A 25,000-nucleotide genomic window follows, 5' to 3' on the forward strand; every position below is an offset into this window, starting at 1 on the left:
TATCAGGTGTAATGGATATTCGAAAGTTACGTTACTTTATCGCCGTGGCGGAGGAACTTCATTTCCATCGTGCGGCCGAAAGATTAAATATGACTCAGCCGCCGCTGAGCCAACAGATCCAAAATTTAGAAGAAGAACTAGGTGTTAAGCTGTTGGAACGTACGAAAAAGATGGTTAGGCTAACACCTGCGGGAGCCGTATTTCTGGATCAGGCAAGATTAATTTTGACTCAGCTTGAACGATCGATCCATCTCACACAGAAGGTTGACCAAGGCATCGTTGGTCATATAACGGTAGCTTTTGTGGATTCGGCTTCAGGCAGTATGATGGTCGATGTGTTAAGGCGATTTCGAGCAGCGTACCCACAGATCGAAATTACACTGCGTGAGATGGCATCTTCTGAACAGCTGCAGGCACTGCAAGATGGACAGATCCATATTGGATTTTTACGATATCAGGAGCATACGCCAAATGTGTCTTTCCAGATCTTCCAGGAAGAAACGTTAATGGTGGTGGTTCCAGACGATCACCCTTTGGCAGAGCAGATTCAAGTGTCGATTACTGACTTGGCGGACGGACATGAATCAGGGTGTGGTCACCCGTTTTATACACATGGACAAGAACGACTAAACTATATTAACCTGTCAGGACAGGATTCCTCTCAATCCATTTTCCTAATATTTCATCCATTCGAGTGAGGATATCCTGATCCAGTTTCACACCGGAAGCTTTTACATTTTCCAGTACTTGTTCTGGCCCGGATGCCCCAATAATCACTGAGCTGACGTAGGGATGATGAAGAACCCAGGCAACAGCGAGTTGAGGAAGAGTTAGACCTAGTTCCTTCGCTAGAGGAAGAAGCTGTTGTACAGCAGTCAGCACATCATCGTGCAACCAACGACCGGCGAGCTTGTTGAAGAAGGGTTTCCCTGCTTGGACTGCTGCTCGTGATCCGGGTGGCACTGCTTCATACGGAAGGTATTTACCCGATAGTATGCCTTGAGCGAGTGGAGACCATGTAATCTGTCCCAGACCTGCCTGTACACTTGCGGGCACAACTTCTTGCTCAATTACACGCCATAACATTGAATACTGCGGCTGACTCGCGATGAAAGGTACACGCAACTCTTTAGCTAGTACGGAGCCTTGCTCAATCTGAGCAGCTGTCCATTCACTAACCCCAATATAATGAACCTTGCCTTGACGAACAAGATCAGCAAATGCAAGGAATGTCTCTTCCAGTGGAGTGTGTATATCATAGCGGTGAGCGTAATAGACATCGATATAATCCGTTTGCAATCGTTGTAATGAAGCACTGCAGGCTTCCATAATATGTTTGCGGGAAAGTCCTCTGTTATTGTGACCTGGGCCGGTTGGATGACAGACTTTGGTGCATAGTTCAATACTCTCTCTTGGTACTCCCTTGAGAGCCTGTCCCAACACAGTTTCCGCCTTGGTATCCGAATATACGTCTGCCGTATCAAATGTCGTAATACCTGCCTCCAATGCAGCTTGGACACAAGCTTGTGCTGTTGGATCATCAACTTGTGATCCATGTGTAATCCAGTTGCCCAGCGAAATCTCGCTGACGGTTAAACCGCTGTTTCCCAATTTGCGATATTCCATTTGTCATGCCTCCTTACTAATCTGGACTCCATTGTAGCAAGTGCAGATAATTAGGTGAAATATCTATTAAGCGCATGATTGATATGGAAAACATATCACAGGTTAATCAGCTCTCCTGAATATATTTACGATAGAGGGCGGGCGTGATTTCCTCGAACTTTTTAAATATTTTAATAAAATACCCCGATTCATTAAATCCCAGCTCATCGCTGATCTGTGAAACGGGCATGTCCGTGACCTCCAGCAGCTGCTTGGCCCACTTGACTTTGAGCTTGGCGAGATAGGTGGTGAAGTTTTCACCTGTCTCCCGGGCGAATAACCTGCTGAAATAGCTTGGACTCAAGTGGCACAGCTCGGCGGCTTGTTTGAGCGATACTTGTTCGCTCTTATGGCTATGGATATATTCAAAAGCAGGCTGAAGTACCGGATTGAGACTCTCCGTATCACTGGGACTGTTTTTGAGATAAGCATCCGCAATGGCATTGGTCATTTCCTTTTTAATCGACTCGATGTTGCGGATCGAATACCCTGGCAGAATGGTGGACAAGTTAACGGACTCCTGATTGCCAGAAGCCTTCTCGAACATCTCGACTAGAAGGTTTTTATTCAAAGCTTCCTCTACAATATAGTTGCACAGTAGCGACAACATATTCGAAATTTTTACAATCTCCTCATACGTCATGACGGGTAATTGGTCGTAATCTGCCTGCAACTCCTTCATTTTCGCATCATGCATGGGTACGTTTTTGGACGTCACGATCTGCTCCAGATCTCTTCCCTTCTCGGGATCGGCCAATTTGACTTGTCCAGCCATCACCGCGCCAATATATTTGCCATCAATTGTAATTGGAATCGCAATATCAATGATATTGAAATGACAGAGATAAACGTAAGGTTCGTTAAGGCGAACAGCCTCCAGACCGCCGCGAGAGTCACATTTTTGACAATAAGGAAGAAGCTCGGGGTCTTTGCGAACGTTCTGGCAAAATGTCTGACAGCTGCTATGGCTTGTGACGGGAATGCCTTTATAATCGACGGTAAGAATGGCAAGTTTGGTGACGGTGGCAAGGGAATCCTGAAGGCGTTTCCACTTATCCAGATCGAGTATTTTATTGATGTGCAGATATTCTTTAATCATGTGAAAAACCTCCGTGGCAGACCGAATTCTTTGATCGGAGAGTCGTTAAAAAGTTGAAAGTTGTACATATTAAGACGTGAACAGGACGGGTAATGGAACATGGGAGGTCAAAATTCAACCATCTCATGACAATAACATACCACGATTACGCGAAAAAGCAAAAAATTACGATTGCAAATTATAATAATTTGTTATCAAAGTCCACTGTAAACCTCTTGCTTCTGCGTTATATTTAGGTCAATTGCAACAATTAAAATTTGATGTAACACGGAGCAAGGCACCTTAATCTCTGAATATCAGTCAAGAGGGACAAGCGTTGCACCGCAAGACATTCTATTAAATCTACTTTTAGGAGGCATATCATATTATGAGAAAAGCATTTATCAGCCCAACCAAGTACGTGCAAGGCGAAGACGAATTGTTGAACCTGGGGTATTTCGTAAAATCCTTCGGAGATTCTGCATTGTTGATTGCTCATCCGGATGATGTACAACGTGTCAAAGCTAAACTGGATGCAACAGCAGAGAAATTCAATATCTCGTTTGTTGAAAGCGGTTTTAGAGGCGAATGCTCACGCGAGGAAGTCGCTCGTTTGCAAGAAATTGCGAAAGAAAAAGGCTGTACATGCACGATCGGTCTAGGCGGCGGTAAAGCCATTGATGCAGCAAAATGTGTAGCTGAAGGCGATGCACTGATTATCTGCCCAACGATTGCAGCAACAGATGCACCGACAAGTCACTCGGCAGTATTGTACACACCGGAAGGTTCTTTTGACGATTATGCATATTTCAAACAAAGCCCAAGCGTAGTGCTTGTAGATACTACCGTTATCGCTAACGCACCAACACGGTTCCTCGTATCCGGTATGGGAGATGCATTGTCCACTTACTTCGAGGCAAGAGCGACATCCAAATCTTATTCCCGTGTGAATGCAAGTCTGCCGATGGGTTCCCGTGAAGGATACACACCTTCTGCTGTAGGAACCAATGCAGCGCTGGCGCTTGCTAAATTGTGTTACGAAATGTTGCTGACAGACGGCGCCAAAGCAAAGGTAGCGAGTGACAGCAACGTGGTAACTCAAGCCCTGGAAAACATCGTAGAAACCAACATCCTGTTGTCCGGTCTTGGATTCGAAAGCGGCGGTCTGGCTGCAGCTCACGCGATTCACAATGGTCTGACGGTTCTGGAAGGCACACACCACTATTTCCACGGTGAAAAAGTGTCCTTCGGTACGATTGCACAGCTCGTTCTTGAAAATGCACCAACCGAAGAATTGCACCAAGTGATGGATTTCTGTCTTTCCGTAGGATTGCCTGTAAGTCTTGCAGATATCGGCGTAGAAACCATCACACAAGAAGAATTGTTGAAAGTAGCAGAGATTGCTTGCATTCCTGAGGAATCCATCCACGCGATGCCATTCCCGATTACAGTTCCTGAAGTAGCCGCAGCGATTGCAGCAGCTGACCGAATCGGACGGGAGTACAAAGCACGCCAGGAGGCAAAATAAATGAAAAAAATCATCAACCAGGCTGAACATGTTGTCATGGAAATGTGCAACGGGATTGCGCTCGCGCACCCGGAGCTGGAATTCCTGAAAAAATATAAAGTGATCAAACGCAGAGAGATTCAAGCGGACAAAGTCAGCCTGATCAGCGGCGGCGGCAGTGGTCACGAGCCAGCACATGCTGGTTATGTCGGCAAAGGTATGCTGGATGCGGCGGTGTGCGGAGATGTATTTGCATCCCCTTCCCAAATCCAGGTATATCAAGCGATCAAAGCAACGGCAAGCAACAAAGGTACACTGCTTATCATCAAAAACTACAGCGGCGACATGATGAATTTCAAAAACGCAGCGCATCTGGCTGAAGAAGATGGCATCAACGTGCAATATGTACGTGTAGAAGATGACATTGCTGTGCAAGACAGCTTGTACACGGTAGGACGCCGCGGAGTAGCCGGAACCGTTCTGGTTCATAAAATTGCCGGCGCCGCAGCGGAAGAAGGACGTAGTCTGGAAGAAGTGAAATCCGTTGCGGAGAAAGCGGCACAGAACGTGCGCAGCATCGGTTTTGGATTCACGTCTTGTACGGTTCCTGCCAAGGGAACACCAACCTTCGAAATCGCGGAAGACGAGATGGAGTTCGGGGTAGGTATCCATGGTGAGCCGGGTATTCGCCGGGAGAAAATCGTCTCTGCAGATGAGCTTGCGGGACGTATGGTGTCCGCATTACTCAAAGATATGAAGCTGGATCAGGATGCGTCTGCCGAGATTGCTGTGCTTGTGAACGGTTTTGGTGCGACACCTCTGCAAGAACTGTACTTGCTCAACAACTCGGTTCAACGTGAGCTTGCAGGACATGCAGGTCTTAACGTAGCGACGACATTTGTAGGCAACTACATGACCAGTATTGACATGGCGGGTGCATCGGTAACGATTCTGAAGCTGGATGACGAATTGAAAACCTTGTTGTTTAAGGAAAGCGACACACCTGCATTTAAAGTGTCTGGTCCTCCAGTGGCACAAGTTGCTTACTCTGAAGCGCTCGAAGCAGTTGTGACGGAAGACGCTCCAGTATCCTATGAGGTGCAGACGGATGCATCAGTAGCTGTTGTTGAAAATAATCAGTTCTCGCTGGATAACATGGTTTACCTGATCGATAAAATGGGCGAGATCATCATTAAGAACGAAGTACCGTTCTGTGAACTCGATTCCCATGCCGGTGACGGCGACTTCGGAATGAGTGTAGCCAAAGGCTTCCGCCAATTGAAGCGTGAGTGGAACCACATCCTTAACGAAGAGAAAACAGATATCGGGTCATTCCTCGATGCGTGCTCCCTGGTGATCATGGAGTATTGCGGCGGAGCATCCGGCCCAATCTGGGGTTCGGCATTCCGTGCAGCGGGCAAAGCGGTAGGTGAGAAGCAACATTTGAATGTCGCTGAATTCGCAGAAATGATGCAGGCAGCGGTACAAGGCATTCAGGCAACAGGTGAGCGTTCCTTCGGACGAGGTGCGGTTGTAGGCGATAAAACACTGATCGATGCACTCGTTCCATGTGCAGATGCCTGGACACAAAGCGCGGAATCTGGCGATGACTTCAAGTCTGCATTTGCCAAAGGTGCGGCCGCAGCGGTTGAAGGCGCGAAGAAAACGGAAGACATCGTAGCGCGTATGGGACGTGCAGGTACGGTCGGTGACCGTAGCCTGGGATATCCGGATGCTGGCGCGTATGCGCTGGGTGTTATTTTCACTGAGCTGTCCGAGTCTTTGAAGTAAGAGAGAGTTCATTAAATTTTGCTTGTATGACGATATAGATATACAGGGCTATACAGATATGAACTGACACAGGTGACGGCGCCGGAGTCCGGCGTCGTTATGTGTGCCTTTTTTAGGCCATATTGAGTCAATATTTACATGTACTCATTTACATCAAATTTAAATAGCTCAATTTGGATTTATTGTTGGCGCCTACTGTTTACTGCATTATGACATGCTGTTTCGCTCATTATATAAGCGGAAGCGTATGCATAGTGATATCTATTTATCTATATAATTTGAACTATTAAATTACACAATAACGGAGAGGACAGAAAAAACCTGAAGAAGCGAAGCGTTCGCCTTTATCACCGGATTTTCCCTTTTTAAAAGGGAATCAAAAAATCTGGGGATAACAGCGATCGGAAGGTTATTCTGTCATCGAATTGCATGTGTAAATATATGGAGTTCAAGTTATATGGCATTTTATATTGCTTAAAGGAGCCAACCAATGAGAACAGTCACATCATTCTTGAAAAAACCGCAGGGGTTGCTGGTTTTATCACTCGTTCTAGTCATTTTCGGCAGCTTGTTTGCCGGCATGTTCAACACATCCTTCTATTCCGTCAAGGTTAAAGAGATCAAATTCCAGGCCGATCACGGAACGTTATCGGGTCTGCTGTACATGCCAAAAGGCGCGGGTGCCGATGACAAAAGACCGGTTATTATTACGACGCATGGTTATTTGAACACCAAAGAAATGCAGGATGCACCTGCCATTGAAATGTCCAGACGTGGTTACATCGTGCTGGCACTCGATATGTATGATCATGGGGATTCTCGCTGGAGTGCACCTATTCCGGTGAAAGATATGTTCGGCACGTTCTGGATCTATTCTCAATTCGATGCGGCTAAATATATCTATGATCAGGACTTCACGAAAAAGGATGACAAAGGTAACGCGTACGTTGCCGTTAGCGGTCACTCCATGGGCGGATTCTCGACACTGCTCTCCATGTACATGGACGAGATGACTTCACTGCAAACAGGACACCGTATGATCTATACAGGCATCTCTGTAGGCGCGGATTATTCGTATGCCGCTGCCGTGGCTCCGCAGGATCAGCTACAAGCAGCTTTTGGAAGCCGTACAGTAGGGATGATTGCCGGTAAGTATGACGAGTTTTTCTTCAACAAATCCGACGAAGAGAAGACAGCCGCTGAAAAAGAAATCAAAGGTACCGTAATGCGTAAGGATTTTGCCGCAACCATCTCAGGTAAAGCATTCCTTGGTCTCGCGGCAGATGCACCTAGAGCGGAAACGGACAAATTCCGGGAAGTTCAGTCTGGTGACTTGATGGTTGATGGCAAAGTGGTACGTCCTTCGCAAACGGGCGAGCACATCATGTTCACTCCGAATCAGACTCACCCGTGGAACCATTTCTCTCCAACAACGACGGGACATCTGATCGACTTTTACGCTCATGCCTTTAATGGAGTAACGTCACCGAACCAGACCAATGCCAATCTTGGAGCGGACAATCAGATCTGGTGGGCGAAGGAAGCCTTTAACTTTGTAGCCTTGATCGGTTTCTTCCTGATGATTGTGCCGTTGATTACATTGTTGCTCAGACTGCCATTGCTACGTAAAGCGGTTAGCAACGAGATTGCAACAGTATCCGCTGCTGTAAGTGGCAAGCAACGTACAGTCTACTGGCTCGCGATTGCGTTCAGCACGCTGATTCCGGCTATTCTTTTCCCAACACTGATGGATAAATCAGCCGATGGACTGAACGTACTACGGATTATTGCTCTGATCTTGTTCATCGTAAGTGTGCTTGGTGCAGTCATTGGATTCGTCCTGGCTGGCAGCAAAAAGAATGATTATGCTGCAAGCCGCCGGATGAAAAACATGGGCGTAGGCAGTATATTGCTCGCCGTTGTATCTCTGGTAATGTGGATTGTATTCAACTATGCAAACAAAATTGTCGTTACAGGCACATACTTCAATGAACCAACAACGAACCAGATCGTATACTGGGCATTGGTATCGGCGTTGATTATGATTCTGGTGACCTTTGCATTCCACTATTTCTCCAAAAAGGATGCAGGCACTCGTTTCAGTGATTACGGCATTAGCCTGAACATTGGCACAATTATCGCCAGCCTTGTGACAGCTGTACTCGCGATTGTAATCGGGTATGCACTGTTGTTCGCGGTGCAGGCGATCTTCGGAACGGACTTCCGCATCTGGACATTTGCGGTACGTACGTTTGAACAGGCACATTTCGTGACTGCCTTGCGTTATGCTCCGCTCTTCCTGATCTATTACTTTGTAAGTGCTGTTGCGCTCAATGCCAACACCCGCGGTAAACGAGGAGGAATGTTCCTGGCGATTGTACTGAACGTCGGCGGACTGGTATTGTGGATGCTGGCACAGTATGGCAAAGACTTTATGACAGGTGTGGCGCTGTATCCAACTCAAGCACTGAACGGCATTCTGTTGTTCGCGCTGGTGCCATGTCTGATTATCGCTGCCGTATACGCACGCAAATTGTTTGAGAAAACAAACAATGTATGGCTCGCGGCATTTGTTAATACGTTGCTGTTTACGATGGTGACGGTGGCGAATACCGTTCTCTTCTGGAACTTGGTTTAATGTGAAAAAAAGATATGGCGTAGCCTTAGATTACACTGACCACTCCGATGACTGACTATGCTGGTTGTGGTAGACACACGGGAACGCCGCAGCCAGAAAACCTTACGATCGCCCTTATCCCCCGATTATTTTGATTGATTCCCTGAAGGGAACAATCCGGTGATAAATGCGAAGCTTATGCTTTCGATGTAGCTTTCTTTCAGAAAGCTTTTAGCTCCGCTTCTCCAGGTCCTTTCTGTCTGCTTTGTTCTTGGTGTCTACAAGCGAGCATTTGTCTGCCATCTCCGTTCCTGTGTAATCGATAGGGACATCCATATCGAACGTTTTCAAATTAAACGTTGGATAAAATATAGACCGCTCTGTGGGCTTGGCTTACAGAACGGTCTTTTTTGTGATACTACAAGTGATTAGAGTTAACCGAAATTGGCGTTAGCTATGGGAAATAGTGTAATCTGAGAGTAGATGTAACTTACTTGAACGAGAAGGGAACGAATCCATTCAATGACTCAAAAAATATACTATGATGCTGCTTACACACGCGAGTGGCATACACATATTACCAATCGAGTGACGAAAGAAGATGGCGTATACGTTACGCTCGCCGAGACGGCATTTTATCCGCATGGAGGCGGACAACCGTGTGATCTGGGACAGATTGGCGGTGCCGCTGTTCTGGATGTGAACTTGGAAGACGGAGAAGTATGGCATAAGCTGGAGCGTTCCCCGGAGCAGGATGAAGTGCACTGTGAGCTGGATTGGGAACGAAGATTTGACCACATGCAGCAACATACGGGCCAGCATTTGTTATCGGCAATTACACTAAAACTGACGGATGCCATGACACTCAGTTTTCACCTGGGCACGGACTACGCAACGATTGATGTGGCTACAGAGAGCCTCAGCCCGGAACAGCTGGCTGAAGTCGAGCAAGAGGTGAATCGGCAGATTGTTCGCAATGCTCCGGTTCGTGCTTCATGGGTTACCGCCGAAGAAGCCGCGCGATTGCCTTTAGTGAAGCAACCGACGGTAACGGAGGACATTCGAATCGTGGAGATTGAGGGTGTGGAGTACAATGCCTGCGGTGGTACACATGTGGCGGCCACAGGTGAGATCGGAATCATTAAACTGCTGAAAACGGAGAAGATCAAGAGCAACACACGAATTTATTTTAAATGCGGTACGAGAGCTTTGAACGAATTCACGGCAATTCAACAGGTGTTGAACGGCATTACGACCAAATTAAAGACGAGCCGTGACGAACTTTTGGAGCGTGTTGAGAAAATGGAACAGGAGCAGAAGCAGCTGCAAAGCGAGCTGAATGCTGTGAAATCCACCAATGACGCTTACTACGCACAGGAACTGCTTGCCGCACGGGAAGGACTGGTCATTGCCCGGATTTTCGAGGACAAATCACTCAAGGACATGCAAAGCCTTGCTACCAAACTTACGGAAGAGCATGAAGGTTTGGTGCTGTTTGCCAGCATCTCGGAAGCGAAGGTTGTACTGGCACAGAACGGACAGCCGCCGGAATGGGCGTGCGGGCCGTTTTTCAAAGGAAATCTCGGGGCTTACCAAGGCAAAGGCGGCGGCAGTGAGAAAATAGCTCAGGCAGGATTTGCGAGCAGTGAGGATGCGCTTGCGTTTTACGAATTCACCAAGGAGCAACTTGGCCACCATTCCTAAAGGTTGAAGGAGGCGGAAGCATGACAGAACGTATTCCGTGTGTAAGCGAAGGATGCGACAACATGATTTTACCAGCAACAGCAGCTAAAACAGGTGGGTACTGTATGCCTTGCAAGCAGGAAATGGAACGAGAGGCACACCAGCGTTATATTGAAGCGAATCGCCGTGATGTCGATCTGTATGAGGGCATTACGGATGCGGTGCAGATTCTGAAAATCATGCATGAACCTCGGACATATAACGAACTTATTCGATATGTACCGTATAAATACTCCATGGAACAAGTGTATCTGTCCCTTTCGGGAGAGCAACAACATGAGATGAAGCTTTATGCCATGGACTTGATCCGCTCAGATGACGAGGATGGCGGTAAAGATATCTTGCTGTATCTTGTTTGTTATCATGATCTGCCTCTGACAGCGGAAATTCCTGAACTTTTGGAGAGGGATATCGTTTATCCAGCTGTTCTGTTCAAAAGCGCCTCTGGTGAGACGCGGAATCATCTAATTCAGCAGGTGAACAACGATGAGGGGAATCGCAATCATCTCCTGATGATGCTGGCCTATATTGGTGACGAAACTGTTGTGCAGCAGTTCTGGCAGTGGAAGCAGTCTGCGCCGGATTGGGCTAGTGAACTGTATGTTGCACCTGAGTGTTACACGTTGCAGGCGGGTTGGGAGTTAACCGAAGATGGTCAACGCAGAGAATTGTTTATCACCCCGAGTTATTCAATGTATGAAGTAGGAGGCAGTGATGTAGCGGGAAGCCAGAGCAAGAACCTTGATGGTGTTCCGATATCATTGCTTGTGCCAAACTCCAATTTTTGTCCGTGGTGTGGTAGTTCATTGATCAGCTTAATGAATTTACATGTAAAACATCCTGCGCTTCAGTCAGTGGACTGGAAGTTTCCACAACTGGATGTGCAGACTTGCTTGGTGTGTAGCAGTTACAGTGTGGTTTACATGGAGATGGATGCAGAAGGGAATGCCATCTGGAGCAAGCATAATGTGAAGCCTGATGGATTGGGTGATATTGATGTGGAAGAGATGAGCGTAGATATTTTGGGAATTGGCTCAAGTGTTTTAGAGGTAGGTAGCTTTGCTGGCGCGGGAGAAAGGCTGGCAGGGATACAGCAACAGGTACAGCATCGTCTGTTTCATATTGCGACGGAACCGCGGCAGCCTTTTCATGGCAGTGAATGGGCCATGGAGCCCTCACTATCCCAGGTTGGAGGTCATCCTGGTTGGGTGCAGGACGCAGACTATCCTGCATGTCCGGCCTGCTCAGCTACGATGAAAGCAATCGGACAGCTGGACGGTGAGATGATTCAGGAGAATGGCGAAGGTGTGTATTACATGTTTGCGTGTGAGCCGTGCCAAATGACAGCCGTATCGTATCAGCAATCATGATGTTGTTATCAATCCTATCAAACCCATTTGCCTGGTTACTTTTCTAGCAACAACCTACTCTTGTCATGAAACCTGACATGGTTGTAAGATATAATTATCTATTAACTTCGTAGAGAATTAAGTACATTACAAAATGTCGGCAGGAGTGGAAATGATGGAAATTAGAGTGGATGATTTGAGCGGGGATCAGGTAAAAGCACTAATCGCGGAGCATTTGCTAGGTATGGCAGCAGATTCACCGCCGGAAAGTATACATGCTCTGAATCTGGATGGACTTAAAAAACCGGAGATCACGTTTTGGTGTGCATGGGAAGGCGATGAGTTACTTGGTTGCGGAGCGATGAAGGAACTGAACGCTGAACATGGTGAACTGAAATCAATGCGTACGGCTTCCGCTCATTTACGCAAAGGGGTAGCTCGCCATATGTTGGCTCATATTATTGAAGAGGCCAAATCTCGCGGATATCAGCGAGTCAGTCTGGAAACGGGTTCGATGGATTCTTTTATTCCGGCACGCAAGTTGTATGAAGACTTTGGTTTTGAATATTGCGATCCGTTTGCTGATTATGTTCCAGACCCAAACAGTAAATTCATGACGAAAGTTATTGGATGAATTATTTATAGTCATTCGTATGGAAACCAGTCTCTCTAATATAGAGGGGCTGGTTTTTACGTTTATTTATGTGTTGAAGTGATTATGATTTCGAGGAAAAAAATGAAACATTTGATACAGTTCATAGCATGCATAAAGTGGTAAACTAGAATTCGGGCTTTGAACGCTGTGACGCACCAAAGAAGGAGAGTGCAGGAGAATGCTTTACTGGTGGATTGAAGGAATGAATCCATTGTTCGTTGTATTCGTATTGTGTCCATTAATCGCTCTTATTCTGGGCGTCTGCTGGTACTCGATAAAATGGTGCAATAGGGTGATCGCATTGGGTGTATCTCTCTTGTTACCATTGTTGTATATAACCAGTGACTGGGGAACGTTCACTTCCAATCTGGATGCATGGCTGATGTACGGGGTGGGATATAGTTTGGTAACATGGGCAACATACCGATTACTTTGTACGCTTAAAGGGTATAAATCTTAGGCATGTCATATGTTTGGGATGAATTGGCCATACAGAATGGGTGGGCTGTTTCATCATGGATAGGGTATACTGGACTTTATATTGCTCAAAAAATAGACAAGGATTACAGACGTTTTTGTACCTCAGGAGGATTTCAATTGGCTCAGACTCAGAAGGAAGAATCATTACAAAAAAAATTAAAACCTAGACACATCACCTTTATGGCGATGGGGGGTGTCATTGGGACAGGAATTTTTAAAGGCAGTGCAGGTACGATTGGGCTCGCGGGCCCTGGCGTCATTGTGACGTACATTTTTGCCGGACTGCTGTTACTTGTGGTTATGGCTGCGATGGCCGAGATGGCTACGGTATACAAGAATAGGAATATGAAAGATTTCGTGCAGGAAGCATTCGGGAGCAGGGTTTCGTTTATTATGGGATGGATGTACTGCTTCCTGTGGTTATCGGTGTGTGTCATCGAAGTCATCGCTGCAGGCAGTTTCCTGCAATATTGGTTCGCGGACGTACCATTATGGATGCTCAGTCTGGCATGTGCCGCATTCATTATACTCGTGAATATGCTTAGTGTGGGTGTGTTCGGGGAATTTGAGTTTTGGCTGGCCGGGATCAAAATTGCGATGATTATTATTTTTATCGTGCTTGGTGCGGGGCTGATCTTCGGTATTATTCCAAGTGACAACACACCTTATTTGCAAAATTACACGCAGGCGGGTGGGTTCTTCCCGAACGGATTGACATCGATCTTCTCTGCACTGCTTGTGGTTATGTTCTCGTATGGAGGATCGGAGCTAATTGGCCTGACCTTGACGGAAACGGAAAACGCGGAGAAGGTGATGCCCAAGATCGTGGGCAATTTCATGTTCCGAATCATTTTGTTCTTTACGTTGCCGATTCTGGTGATCTGTGGTTTGATTCCCTGGAACGAGATCGGGCCGGAGAGCAGTCCGTTTGTACAGGTGCTGGCGTCTACGGGTTTGCCGGGGGCCGCACATATTATGAATTTTATTCTGGTGACTGCGGTGCTATCCGCAGCGAACTCGGGCATCTACGGTGCATCTCGTATGATGCATTCGATGGCTGTCGGCGGGGAGGCTCCCAAAGCACTCGCCAAAACCAACCGCAACGGTAGCCCGATTAATACCTTGTTGGTGTGTACCGTTGTTCTGCTGGCAGGTTCCATGTTAGGACTGTTTGCCCAAGATCAGCTGTTTAGAGTGTTGCTTGCCGTTCCGGGGTTTGTCGTGATTCTGGTCTGGATCTGTATCGCTGCTTCTCAGCTCAAATTACGTAAGCAGTATCCGGTTCAGCCTACATTCAAGGTATGGGGCTTCCCTTACATCACCGGAGCGGTTGTTCTGATACTCGGTGTTATTGCTGTCATGTTTGTGTTTGATGAAGGCAACCGGTTCAGTATTAGCATCTGTCTCGGTGTACTTGCATTGCTGATAATCTGGTCTTTGATTCGATTCCGCAAGATCAATAACAAATCAGCTTAAAGAGGCTTAGTATAAAAAGAAGGTACAGATGATCTCGTATTGTTGAGATGTCTGTACCTTTTTTGGTAAGCATATTCATGCAGTTTCTTAAAAATAGATGATGTCTGATTATACCGCGGATTTTAACAGATTTATTTATTACCTACATACTTATCCATAAAACGGTCCACTCTTGCAAAATACTCCGTTGGATAATGATTAATAGCATCAATGTGTTCCGTATTGGCCGGATACCATACCTCTGCATCAGGGTTATCCTTCAAGTTCTCATAGATCATTTCTGAATTGGTATAACTGATCTGTTGATCCCCAGTACCGTGAATAAGCATGACCGGCTTATTTTGCATCTTCTTGACTGCATCCATAGGCGATACAGAATCAAGATCAACGTCGAATGCCCAATTAGCCATCCATGTGGAAGTATAACCGAATGGGAATGCAGGTAAACCGGAGAATACAGGTAGCCCCTCTCTTAAAAATAAACCGGCATTACGAAACGGACTATCTGCCACGACAGCTTCAATATCATCACTTTCACTTGCGGCTAGCAGGGAAGTAGCAGCTCCCATAGAGAAGCCAATGACCCCAATATGCTCGCCTACCTCGCCTCTGGATTTCAAATAATCAACAGCTGCAAGCAGGTCATATTTCTCACGCAGACCGAGCGTAATCATCTCGCCATGGGATTTACCTTGTGCGCTAAGATCAAAGGCCAAAATATTATAACCTTTCGGAATAAAATGCTCTGCCAATTTCGGAGTGCGTCCCTTCACGAGGCGATTGCTTGTATAACCATGCACGACAATAAGCGTTTTGTTACTTGCTTTGCCTGATGAAACGCTTGCCGGGAAGAAGGTACCTCTTATCGTGTTATCATTTTTTAAACTTTTGAATTCTATGACCTCATAGGGTGTTTTATCCATGTTCAATTCATAGCTGACATTGGTGTCTCGTGGATGGTGTAACAGGATGTCTACGACTTTATAAGAAATGAAGAACACAACAGTTAAGATAAGTACAAGCGCAATACCCAGGCTCCATAATAGTTTCTTATGTTTTTTAATGCGATCTTTAAATGTCGAATCGAGTTCGATCGACGGTTGTTGTTGATTCATTTTATTTCCTCCAGTGTTAGTTCGTGCTGTGTTGTACGGGGGCGAACAGATAATAGGCATGACCTTTCAGGTTATCCCATTCCGGGTGATGAACAATATCTTCTCCGAGCGTTAATGCTACTCCATTTAAGAATGAGATATAACTTCGTGAGATCATTGCTGGTGAGTAGCTTGGGTTGAATTCCCCCAGGGCTTGTCCCTTTGCATAAACAGCTTCAATGGTGTCCGTCATTACTTTTATGCTGTCCAGAACTTTCTGAGTAAGTTCGGGGAACCTGATTCGTTGTCCCAGTACAGACTGAACTAGTCGTAACTCATTGGCATAGGAGTAGATATGGTTGAATTGGTCTTTGACCATATTTTTAATTAATTCAGCCGGCGTTCCGTTTTGTTGCAACAGAGCTAGCGATTTCTTCTGGATATCTTCAAGCGGTTCCAGGACAGCCGCATGGAACAAAGCTTCTTTGTTTGGAAAGTACTGAAATATGGTTCCAGAAGTCACACCAATTTTTTTGGCGATAAGAGCTGTTGTGGTATTCGAATATCCGTTTTCCGCAAACAAAACCACAGCTTCTTCCAAGATGCGTTTACGTCGCTCAAGCCGTTTCTCTTCATTCACAGTTCTAGCCACAAAAATTCTCCTTTCTCTTATCTACGATTTAATTAATTAACTGATCAATTAATTAATAATATAGCCGAATCTATCTTATAGGGCAATAGTAAGTTTTGAATCAGTGTAGTAGGGGGGAATATAGGTCACAAATACTGTTGCAAATAGGGCGTACTGGGGGTAATAGGAACTAAAAGATTAAGACAGCAGTCTCTACGAAAAGAATTTCAATCCAGTTATACTGAATCCCATGTGCTGGTGGATGAACTGGCATATATGAAACACAGAATTTTCGTGTAACAACGAAATACATAATTAGAACGATATCGATAACGAGGTACACCATGACAACGATTAAAGTAACCCCGGAACAGCTATTGTCCGTTTCAAAACAGTTCGCGACAGCCCAAAGTCAGATTGCTCAGATGAATCACGTCTTGAAACAACAGCTGTTCGAAATTGAGAGGCAGTGGAACGGGAGCACCAAGGAACGATTTTATGCTGATTTCATCGCAGCGCAACGAGTGATGGACAATTTCAGTTCACTATCCCTCTCGATTGCCAAAACGCTCGAAGGACATGCGGAGAAATTCAGACTGGCGGATCAGCAGACAGTGCAATCCCATGATGCCAATTGTATGCCGCCTCCACCGGATGAATGCCGGGCTCCCGCTGTAGACAATCGTAATGCTTTTCAAAAATCGGTGGATAGTTTAAAAGAGCTGGGTACTGGTTTTATGCAGGCTGCAGATGACCGCTACCAGAAGCGTTACGACAGTGTCGGCGGATTTCTGGACTATTGGACGTTTGGGATCCCAAGTGGTCTGGTGGAAGGTTACATGGATAGAGCGGATAAAGCATTCGATTCTCCGAATGATACGGCCAATTGGCTGACATTTGGCATCCATGGTACAATCCGTGAAGCGATATTCCCCACGAATGCCTGGTCCAGCGAACATTGGGCTAATATGATGGGCATGGGAGGCATGATGGTCGGCGGTGGTCTCACCGCCAAGATGATCAAACCGCATAATCTACTGACCTCGTCAGGAGGCGGTACCAAGGTTAGTATTTTGAACCAGCGGCCGGGAACTGGCCAGATGACGGGTGGTTTTAACGGATTTAAAGATCCTCGTCTGCAGGTGGTAGACAATATTGCGGAGAGCAAAAAGGCCCGGGAATCCTCTAAGTTCTCTGAGTATGTGGAGAAGGAAAAGGGTCTGGGTAAATACAATTATAAAAAGGTAGAAGAGGTAGAGAGTAGGTTCAGACATGAATCCAAGGAGCATGGGCAGTTTTTCGACAAAAATGGTAATTTAGTTGGGGATACAGTTATTGGTACTGAGAAATCAATAGATATTAGTAATTATAGAGACAGAGGGAAGGAGGCTGTATTTACACATAATCATCCAAACAATGGACCATTTAGTTTAGAAGATATAATGGTAGCCGTAGACTTTGATATGCTAGAGATGAGAGCGGTGACTCCCAATGGAAAGACTTTTAGTATGGTAAAAGGAATTGAAGGCTGGAAAGTTGATGGCCAATCTGTTCGAATGGTGTATCGATTAGTGCAAGAGGAATTAAGAACAGATGTTGGTTTCAATAAACTATATAAAGAGGGAAGAATGGATGAAGCATGGGAGATATTTTATGATAAGATCGCAGGGAGAATCGGAGGAGACTATAAACGACATTAGGATGGTGATAAATTTTGAATAAGAATTTTCTGTATAGTAAGCCTAGTATTATTGGGGTATTGGATTCAGACAATGATGAATTTAACGACATCGCCTCTTGGCTTTTTGATGATTCGCCAGAATTAATGAGAAAGAAATTTAGGGAAGATTCTTTGGATGAATTAGTAACAGAGATAATTGATATTTTTCGAGGAGGTAATCCGAACTTTCAGGAACTGGCTGGGTTGTTTGGGATGGTAAAGATAGAAGAAGGTCAACAGGTCGGGGTGAAAATATGGAAAGTTAGAAATATTGAACGACCAGCAGGTGATTTAAATAAAATTGAAATGCACATTGATGATCAAAGTTTAATTATTAATAAGCTATATTTATATATAGATGAATCATCTGATTTACAGAAAATCAAACAAAAATTAAAATTCGATAGGGAATCTTATCAGGATATTAGCGGGGGGCTTATCTTTTCTGAAAAAGGGTTTAGTATAATCATTATTAAAGAACCAGAGGTGCATTTTGTGAAGGAAGTTTCGGGATAGAATTGATTTTTATAATGGAGGTGGGCGATGTTTTTGAATCCCATGGAAACGGAACCGTTATCGTTGGAAAAGAACCTGTCCTTACATCTATAGACAAGATTGGTGACGATATTGTGTTGCAAATTTCTGAGCATGAAATGCTGAATCTGAGAGTTGTTTCGGTTCAAATATCCAACTCACCAAATGATAACAAAATGGTGGGCATATGCTTAGGTAACTCGATCAATCCGGCAGATATACCAATAGGTTCAACAGTATATGTTATTTAATCGTTCCAATTAACAACAGACCTTCAACTACCATGTTGGAGGTTTTCTTTGTCTGAACTCCATCAGAACACCTCACTTCACGACCCTTTATAAAGTCCCCTATACCAAAGCTAACACAGCAATGATAGCGTTTTTATGTAAACCCAATATTTTCTTGCGTATTTCGACATATTCGTATACTATTTTCCCATACTTAGTGCTTCAAACATATGTTTTTTGGGTAGGGCCTAGTCAAAAAGGCTTGGGTTCGTGGGGAGGAAGAGGGAGCAAATGATCGGTTTTTTCAGGAAACGTCTGGTTGTGCGCATTGCGGCTATTGTTACACTGGTCATTACGATTATAGCAGCGGGAAGTATGTTGACGCAGATCGCTAATGTGAAACTGGCTGCGCAGGGGGCCATCACGAGTTACAATATTCAGATTGCCGAGAGTTATGTGAAGCAGCTGGATACAGCAAAATATGCGGATTTTGCCAAGGACCCTAAGGAGAACGAGGAGTATCTCCGTATTCGGGATGAACTGGACGATTTCCGTGTGCGTATAGGTGCTATGTATGTGTATTTCGTCAAAATTGACGATAAGGGAAGCCCTCTTATGATGGTGGACGGCATGAAAGATGCGGATAAAGCTTCAGCAATCAACGAAGTGACGGACATTCCTGCAGATGCGGTGCAGAAGTTGCTGCAAGGGGAAACAGCAAGTTCGCCGATCATTAACAATCCAGAGTATGGTGATTATATTTCTTCCTATGCTCCGATTCTGAATAGCAACGGTGCTCTTGCGGGTGTGATTGGTATCGATACAGGGATTTCTGTTATCGGAGGGATCGAAACAGATATTTTGAAATCAAGTCTGCCGTTATATGTAATCCTGCTGCTCGCTACACTTGCAGGTATTGCTATAGTCATGTGGTTTATCGTTAAAGGACTGCGCCCTTTACATCCGCTGAAATCGAGTGTAGAAAAGATGGCACAGGGCGAGCTTGCCGAAGCCAATCGTATTTTGACAGCCTATCGTTTGAAGAGCAAAGATGAGATCGGAACAACGTATCAGGCGATGATACATATGTCTGGGAATTTAAATAAAATAGTAAGTGACATGGTTGGAGGGGTAGCTTCAACAACCGAATTGTTATCCGAATCCACGAAAGAGTTTAATCGGAGTACCGAAGAAATGCTTGCCATGAGCAAAACAGTCGATCGTGCTGTTGAGGAAATTAGACAAGGTGCGCATACGCAGAAGCAAAGTGCAAGTGACAGCGCACATGCCATGGAAGAGATTGCAAAAGGCATCAACGATATATCTGAATCCTCCAATGTGGTATCGGATGCAGCAACAATGGCGCTGACTACGGCGGAATCGGGGCAACAGCGCATGACGGTGATGAAGAAACAGATGGAAAACATCTCCGCAGTATCTGGAGAGGTTACCGCGATGGTGCAGGTGTTAAACAACTATTCTGCTGAAATTGGTGGTGCGCTGCATACGGTACGTGACTTCGCAAGTCAAACCAAACTGCTCGCGCTAAATGCTTCCATTGAAGCTGCACATGCGGGTGAGCATGGGAAGGGTTTTGCTGTTGTGGCAGAAGAGGTGAGGAAACTTGCGGAAGCCTCCAGTTCGTCTATGGAACGAATCTCGGACTTATTACTTCGTATTGAACTGGAGTCACAGCAGATTGGTTCCCGAATGGGGGTTACTGCTCAGGAGATTGGTCAGGGCGTCATATTTACAACGGAAGCGGAGCAGGCATTCTCACAAGTCGTGGATGCGTTCCAACTGGTTACCCAGCGCATTCAGGAGGTTTCTGCAGCGGCTGAAGAAATTACGGCCGGATCGGAAGAGGCGGCAGCTTCGGTCAACACGATTTCACAGATTTCCGCAGGTGTGTCGGATCACTCGGATGAGATATACCGTTTGATGCAGGATCAATCGGCGATGTTCCGTAAGGTGGCGGAAACGTCTACGATGCTGGAACAGCAGACGCATGAGATGAGTGAAGCAGTGAAAAAGGTCAAGGTGTAGTCGAAAGGAAGTACGAGACAAACAAGGAAACCATAGTAAAAGGAACATGAATTCAAGGAAACATGAATTAAGAGTGAATACAAGCAAAAGTGCCCTGCCAAATGGTAGAGCACTTTTTTTGCCAAAGACATATGGCAGCTCTGCAGAGACATCACAGTCACAGATGCCCCAATTCAATCGCTTGTTTGAAGCGCCGGGCAAACTGTTCTGCCGCAACTGCAGCCTCCCTGAATTCCGTCTGCACGAAGCCGATCTGCATCTTAGGTTGCTGAATCTCGGTAATCTCCACCATCTTAATTAATCCTTCCTTCCAAAGCGGATGTTGATGAAAGGAAAAATCATGCCCAATAGTCGCGGCAATATTATTGGTTAACACGGTGCTGATGGCCTCCGAATTATTGGTCTTGAATAAGATGGATAAGGGCCCATATTCGTAGGTGAATTCTTGTAGAAAATCTTCTATGAAACCGTCCCGATATAACGCAAGGTTATAGTCTTTTAGTTGCTCAGGCGTCACACGTGTGTGCTTGGCCAGTTCAGACAGTTGATGGGTGCATACAATAAGCTTGCTTGAATACATCGGTGTAAAATGCAACCCATCCAATTCGCGCAGCTGTTTTGCGTATATGGCGATAAAGCCCAGATGAGTTTTATTGCTCCGAATGTCCTCAATGATTTCCATTGAACCCTTCTCTTCAATTGATAACCTCAATTGTGGATGATCCCGTTTCATATCGGCAACCGATTGCACCAGGTAAGGCATAACACTCGGGAAAGTAGCTACGTGAAGATCACCGGTTAGCGTAGATGTCGTTGCATTTAGCGATTTTAATTCATCGATTCGCTGTAAAATGTCCAGTGCTTTGGCGATAAATTGTTTACCCTCCGGTGTGGGATGAGTGCCCTGTCTGGATCGCTCGAATAGAACCAACCCCAACTCTTTTTCCAGACGTTGAACCGATTGACTGATCGCAGATTGCGTGACATGAAGATGCTCTGATGCGGCAGAGAATGATTGCGTTTTGGCGATTTCAACAACATATTCAAGCTGTTCCAGATTCATGCGACCATCCCTTTAACATTAGTATAAGTAATGTTAACATAAGTATCTATAAATATGAATAATGAGTGAACAAGGATATAATATATAGACAAGCAGGACAATCTTTTATTAACAGTTTAGATAAAAAGGGGATGTACAGGATGAAGGCAGCAGTCTGGTATGGTCATAAAGACGTGCGTGTGGAAGATCGTGAGGTTCCTGTTGCGAAGTCAGGACAGGTTCAGATCAAAGTGGAGTATGCCGGAATTTGTGGCAGTGACTTACACGCGTATCATCATGGTGTAGGTATTCAAGAGGGAGAGAATCATCCGCTTTCAGGACAAAAAGCGCCGCTGACACTGGGGCATGAGTTTGCAGGAACAGTAAGTGCTCTAGGTGATCATGTAAGCGGTATCAGTGTGGGTGATCGCGTGGTGGTAGAACCTCTCTACCATTGTGGAACGTGTGAGTACTGTATTCAAGGTAGATACAATCAGTGTACTCAATTTGGTTTTGTCGGATTGAACGGGGATGGCGGTTTTGCCGAATATGTAGTCGTGGAAGCATATATGGTGCATCCGATCCCGGATCAAGTATCCTTTGAAGAAGGGGCACTTGTTGAACCAACTGCGGTTGCTTTTCATGCCGTACGTCACAGCAAGCTGAAAGTGGGAAATAAGGTTGCTGTATACGGAGCTGGGCCGATTGGTTTGCTGACCATCTTGTCAGCCAAAGCAGCTGGGGCATCTGAAGTGTACGCTGTCGATGTATTCGAAGATCGTCTGGAACTGGCGGCTAAACTTGGCGCAATTCCGGTAAATAGCAGTAAGGTGGATGCAACACAAGTCATTACGCAACAATCTGGCGGGATTGATGTTGCATATGAAGCAGCTGGCGTGCAACCGACGATGGACAGTGCTGTGTCCGTGATTAAAAAAGGTGGAGAAGTTGTGGTGATCGCCGCAATTCCGAACCCGCTTCACGTAAACTTCTTCGACATGCTGGTAAAAGAAGCGAATCTGACGGCTACACTAGCGTACCGACACATCTTCCCTGAGGTCATCTCACTCATTGCAGAAGGCGCACTCGATGTGAAGCAGGTAATCACCAAAAAAATTAAGCTGCATGATGTTGTGCAGGACGGGCTTGAACTGTTGATGAGCGACAAGAGCCATGCGAAGATTCTGATTGAGATTGGCGGTTAAGCTCAGGTTCAAGATGCTACTCTTGTAACGTTATGATATCAGATTTAAACGAGAAGGCTGTTCCACTTGTCATCTACAGATGGCAGGAGGAACAGCCCTTTGTTTTATATTTATGGGATAAAGAGACATAACATTCTCCAGAATGCAAGATTACTTTTGACAAGCCTAGTAATTCCGCACTACGATGTCGTCCTTTAAGCCCTTATCTTATCTCGTAACGATAGCAGATTGCCTGCCCACCGCCCGCTACGGAACTGAACTCCGGATCTTCGATAAAGCCAAAACGTTCATATAACCGGATAGCATTAACCATCTGACCACCGGTATAGAGATAAACTGCGTTTTTGCCCAGCTCCTTCGTGGATTCCACACACCGCTGAAGCAGCTCGCGCGCAATGCCATGTCCTCTCCACTCGGGATCAACACCTAGCAGACGGACAAATGGATAATCAATCGGCAGTTCAAAATTGGGATAGGCTTTATGTGCCGTTTCAAACAACTGAACGGTACCGACAATTCGATCTTCGATCTTGGCTACCCATAATTCAGTCAAATATGGATTGTCCACAGATTCGCGGATATCTTTCAGGTAGGCTTCCCAACGATCCGATTGCTCAAAAGAACTCTGGTATTCCGCGTAACTGGCAACCAGAATGTCAACAATCTCAACATGTTCAGCTGGGGAAGCGGGATGAATCGTTATGGCAGCCGTCGTCATGTTTAAATTCTCCTTTTCTTATGAGTAAAGTAGGGAATAGTATTTCCTTGCATTATAACACAGGGGATTCAATCCTCTATATTAGAATCTTCTATAAGAGATTTCAACATTTCTATATCTTTAAGAAAAAAATCTAACGATCACCAGAGACGCTATTTGCCGCTTTTTAAGCGGTAAGAAATTCTAACGATCACCAGAGAGCTTATCTTGGGAAAATCACCCGTTTTTCAACCCCAAAGGCTGTTTTTTAGACCGATAACGTTACTGGTGATCGTTAGATTTTCAATCAATCTATTCTGAGTTAAATAAGCTTCCTGGTGATCGTTAAAATTTGGCCCAAGCCCAAGCACGGACTTAAGTGCCCAAGTGCCCAAGGGTTAAAGTGCTTATGTGTGAATGATCTCGTCAAGCATCATCTATATTAACCATTACTGACAGGCTGTTCGCTTCTATCCAGTTCTATGCAGGCGCTTATAAACGATTGAGCTGCGTGCTGTATAGATGATTGCGATATTCGGTTGGCGTACTTGCCTCGTGTTGCTTGAAGGTGCGCAGAAACAGCTTATAGTCACGAAAGCCGCATTGGGCAGCAATCTCCTTCACACTGGCATTGGTATTGAGCAACAGTCGTTTGGCACGATGCATGCGTTCGGTGAGGATATACGTTTTGAGTCCGATCCCTTTTTCCCGTTTCACCATTTTGGAAATATAGTCCTTGTTGAAATTAAAGTGCTCCGCAATCTCACTCACCGTGATATTCAGATGCAGATGGATATCGACCCATTTACAGATATGATCCACCACGGCGTTATGCGGGCGATAGTCTGTGCGCAGATTACGTTCCATTTCTTTGAGAAGTAATAGCGAAGCAGCATCCGCCTCTTCGGACGAGAAGGAGGACACATGAAGCAACTGTTTGAACATCTGATTTGCCATAGAAGGAACCTGAATGGTCGAATGAGTTGGAAAGTCACAGAATAAACCAGGTGCTGTCCCGTAATGCATCCAGTAGAAGCTCACAGGTGCATCACTGATCTGGTAACCATAATGAGTCCGACCCGCCTTTAAAAATAAAAGATCATCCGCACGAACGACGTATCGTTTGTCCTCCTCCGCAATATACATTTCACCTTCCAGCATCAAAATGATCTCATGCACCGGCATGCTTCGACGCATATGGCTCCAGTTGCCCTCGGATATGAATTTTCCGCATAAATAGTGCTCCACTGGTTTTGACATAGGACGGATTTATCCACCTTTTCTTGGATTCTGAGTCTGCTGTAACTGTAGTTTATTTGATAATATGAGGACATTCAAGGGTGGAATCTAGATGGCGGAGATAAGTTCTGGCCTAAATACAACACGGATTTTATCCTTTGTCTCTAAATCCAGCCTACTGAGAAGAAAAGAAACCATATG

At 45.4% G+C, this 25,000-nt stretch carries 21 protein-coding genes; 14 read left to right on the forward strand and 7 right to left on the reverse strand.

Features of this window, described 5'->3' with window-relative positions; all coding sequences use genetic code 11:
• Positions 1-11 precede the first annotated feature (11 nt).
• Positions 12-698: a LysR family transcriptional regulator gene (locus tag FS818_RS14880; protein ID WP_260989879.1), complete on the forward strand. Its 687-nt coding sequence runs from the start codon at positions 12-14 to the stop codon at positions 696-698.
• Here the strand turns inward: FS818_RS14880 and FS818_RS14885 are convergent.
• Entirely contained in the window at positions 637-1,626 is a 990-nt protein-coding gene (locus FS818_RS14885) for an aldo/keto reductase family protein (RefSeq protein ID WP_145332957.1), read from the reverse strand. The genes FS818_RS14880 and FS818_RS14885 overlap by 62 nt on opposite strands.
• Positions 1,627-1,732: 106 nt before the next feature.
• A complete protein-coding gene (locus tag FS818_RS14890; protein ID WP_145332958.1) occupies positions 1,733-2,764 on the reverse strand; it encodes a PocR ligand-binding domain-containing protein in 1,032 nt (343 codons plus the stop codon).
• 367 nt (positions 2,765-3,131) lie between these two features.
• On the opposite strand from FS818_RS14890, the gene FS818_RS14895 reads away from it, so the two are divergent.
• The 8 genes from FS818_RS14895 (at position 3,132) to FS818_RS14930 (ending at position 14,361) form a co-directional block, all read left to right on the forward strand.
• Positions 3,132-4,271, forward strand: coding sequence for a glycerol dehydrogenase (locus tag FS818_RS14895; RefSeq protein ID WP_145332959.1), 1,140 nt, complete (start codon positions 3,132-3,134; stop codon positions 4,269-4,271).
• Positions 4,272-6,041: a dihydroxyacetone kinase subunit DhaK gene (dhaK, locus tag FS818_RS14900; protein ID WP_145332960.1), complete on the forward strand. Its 1,770-nt coding sequence runs from the start codon at positions 4,272-4,274 to the stop codon at positions 6,039-6,041.
• Positions 6,042-6,531: 490 nt separating this feature from the next.
• Positions 6,532-8,679, forward strand: a complete 2,148-nt coding sequence (locus FS818_RS14905) for an alpha/beta hydrolase family protein (protein ID WP_145332961.1) — start codon at positions 6,532-6,534, stop codon at positions 8,677-8,679.
• A 501-nt stretch (positions 8,680-9,180) separates the two neighbouring features.
• Complete coding sequence (locus FS818_RS14910) at positions 9,181-10,362, forward strand: alanyl-tRNA editing protein (RefSeq protein WP_145332962.1); 1,182 nt, start codon at positions 9,181-9,183, stop codon at positions 10,360-10,362.
• Positions 10,363-10,382: 20 nt separating this feature from the next.
• Complete coding sequence (locus tag FS818_RS14915) at positions 10,383-11,771, forward strand: DUF1963 domain-containing protein (protein ID WP_145332963.1); 1,389 nt, start codon at positions 10,383-10,385, stop codon at positions 11,769-11,771.
• A 154-nt stretch (positions 11,772-11,925) separates the two neighbouring features.
• Positions 11,926-12,384, forward strand: a complete 459-nt coding sequence (locus tag FS818_RS14920; protein ID WP_145332964.1) for a GNAT family N-acetyltransferase — start codon at positions 11,926-11,928, stop codon at positions 12,382-12,384.
• Positions 12,385-12,583: 199 nt separating this feature from the next.
• Complete coding sequence (locus tag FS818_RS14925; protein WP_145332965.1) at positions 12,584-12,865, forward strand: hypothetical protein; 282 nt, start codon at positions 12,584-12,586, stop codon at positions 12,863-12,865.
• Positions 12,866-13,002: 137 nt separating this feature from the next.
• Positions 13,003-14,361, forward strand: a complete 1,359-nt coding sequence (locus FS818_RS14930; protein ID WP_260989880.1) for an amino acid permease — start codon at positions 13,003-13,005, stop codon at positions 14,359-14,361.
• A 131-nt stretch (positions 14,362-14,492) separates the two neighbouring features.
• On the opposite strand, the gene FS818_RS14935 is transcribed toward FS818_RS14930, so the two are convergent.
• Both FS818_RS14935 and FS818_RS14940 read right to left on the reverse strand, forming a co-directional pair.
• Positions 14,493-15,476, reverse strand: coding sequence for an alpha/beta hydrolase (locus tag FS818_RS14935; RefSeq protein ID WP_145332967.1), 984 nt, complete (start codon positions 15,474-15,476; stop codon positions 14,493-14,495).
• 16 nt (positions 15,477-15,492) lie between these two features.
• Positions 15,493-16,107, reverse strand: coding sequence for a TetR/AcrR family transcriptional regulator (locus FS818_RS14940; protein WP_145332968.1), 615 nt, complete (start codon positions 16,105-16,107; stop codon positions 15,493-15,495).
• A gap of 323 nt (positions 16,108-16,430) precedes the next feature.
• Here FS818_RS14940 and FS818_RS14945 point away from each other — a divergent pair, with 323 nt between their 5' ends.
• The 4 genes from FS818_RS14945 to FS818_RS14960 all read left to right on the forward strand — a co-directional run bounded on the left by FS818_RS14945 (position 16,431) and on the right by FS818_RS14960 (position 20,616).
• The gene (locus FS818_RS14945) at positions 16,431-17,786 is read left to right on the forward strand and encodes a WXG100 family type VII secretion target (protein WP_145332969.1); all 1,356 of its coding nucleotides are present in this window, start codon (positions 16,431-16,433) and stop codon (positions 17,784-17,786) included.
• A 14-nt stretch (positions 17,787-17,800) separates the two neighbouring features.
• On the forward strand, positions 17,801-18,322 hold the full coding sequence (locus tag FS818_RS14950) for a hypothetical protein (protein ID WP_145332970.1): 522 nt from the start codon (positions 17,801-17,803) through the stop codon (positions 18,320-18,322).
• Positions 18,323-18,336: 14 nt separating this feature from the next.
• Complete coding sequence (locus FS818_RS14955) at positions 18,337-18,591, forward strand: hypothetical protein (protein WP_145332971.1); 255 nt, start codon at positions 18,337-18,339, stop codon at positions 18,589-18,591.
• A 270-nt stretch (positions 18,592-18,861) separates the two neighbouring features.
• On the forward strand, positions 18,862-20,616 hold the full coding sequence (locus FS818_RS14960; protein ID WP_145332972.1) for a methyl-accepting chemotaxis protein: 1,755 nt from the start codon (positions 18,862-18,864) through the stop codon (positions 20,614-20,616).
• Between the two features lie 157 nt (positions 20,617-20,773).
• Here the strand turns inward: FS818_RS14960 and FS818_RS14965 are convergent, their stop codons facing one another.
• A complete protein-coding gene (locus FS818_RS14965; protein ID WP_145332973.1) occupies positions 20,774-21,679 on the reverse strand; it encodes a LysR family transcriptional regulator in 906 nt (301 codons plus the stop codon).
• Positions 21,680-21,819: 140 nt separating this feature from the next.
• On the opposite strand from FS818_RS14965, the gene FS818_RS14970 reads away from it, so the two are divergent.
• Positions 21,820-22,863, forward strand: coding sequence for a 2,3-butanediol dehydrogenase (locus tag FS818_RS14970; RefSeq protein ID WP_145332974.1), 1,044 nt, complete (start codon positions 21,820-21,822; stop codon positions 22,861-22,863).
• A 202-nt stretch (positions 22,864-23,065) separates the two neighbouring features.
• On the opposite strand, the gene FS818_RS14975 is transcribed toward FS818_RS14970, so the two are convergent.
• Together FS818_RS14975 and FS818_RS14980 are read right to left on the reverse strand one after the other, a co-directional pair.
• On the reverse strand, positions 23,066-23,581 hold the full coding sequence (locus tag FS818_RS14975) for a GNAT family N-acetyltransferase (RefSeq protein WP_145332975.1): 516 nt from the start codon (positions 23,579-23,581) through the stop codon (positions 23,066-23,068).
• A 471-nt stretch (positions 23,582-24,052) separates the two neighbouring features.
• A complete protein-coding gene (locus FS818_RS14980) occupies positions 24,053-24,820 on the reverse strand; it encodes a helix-turn-helix transcriptional regulator (protein ID WP_145332976.1) in 768 nt (255 codons plus the stop codon).
• Positions 24,821-25,000: the final 180 nt, after the last annotated feature.

This window comes from Paenibacillus xylanexedens (assembly GCF_007680605.1).
Taxonomy (GTDB): domain Bacteria; phylum Bacillota; class Bacilli; order Paenibacillales; family Paenibacillaceae; genus Paenibacillus; species Paenibacillus xylanexedens_B.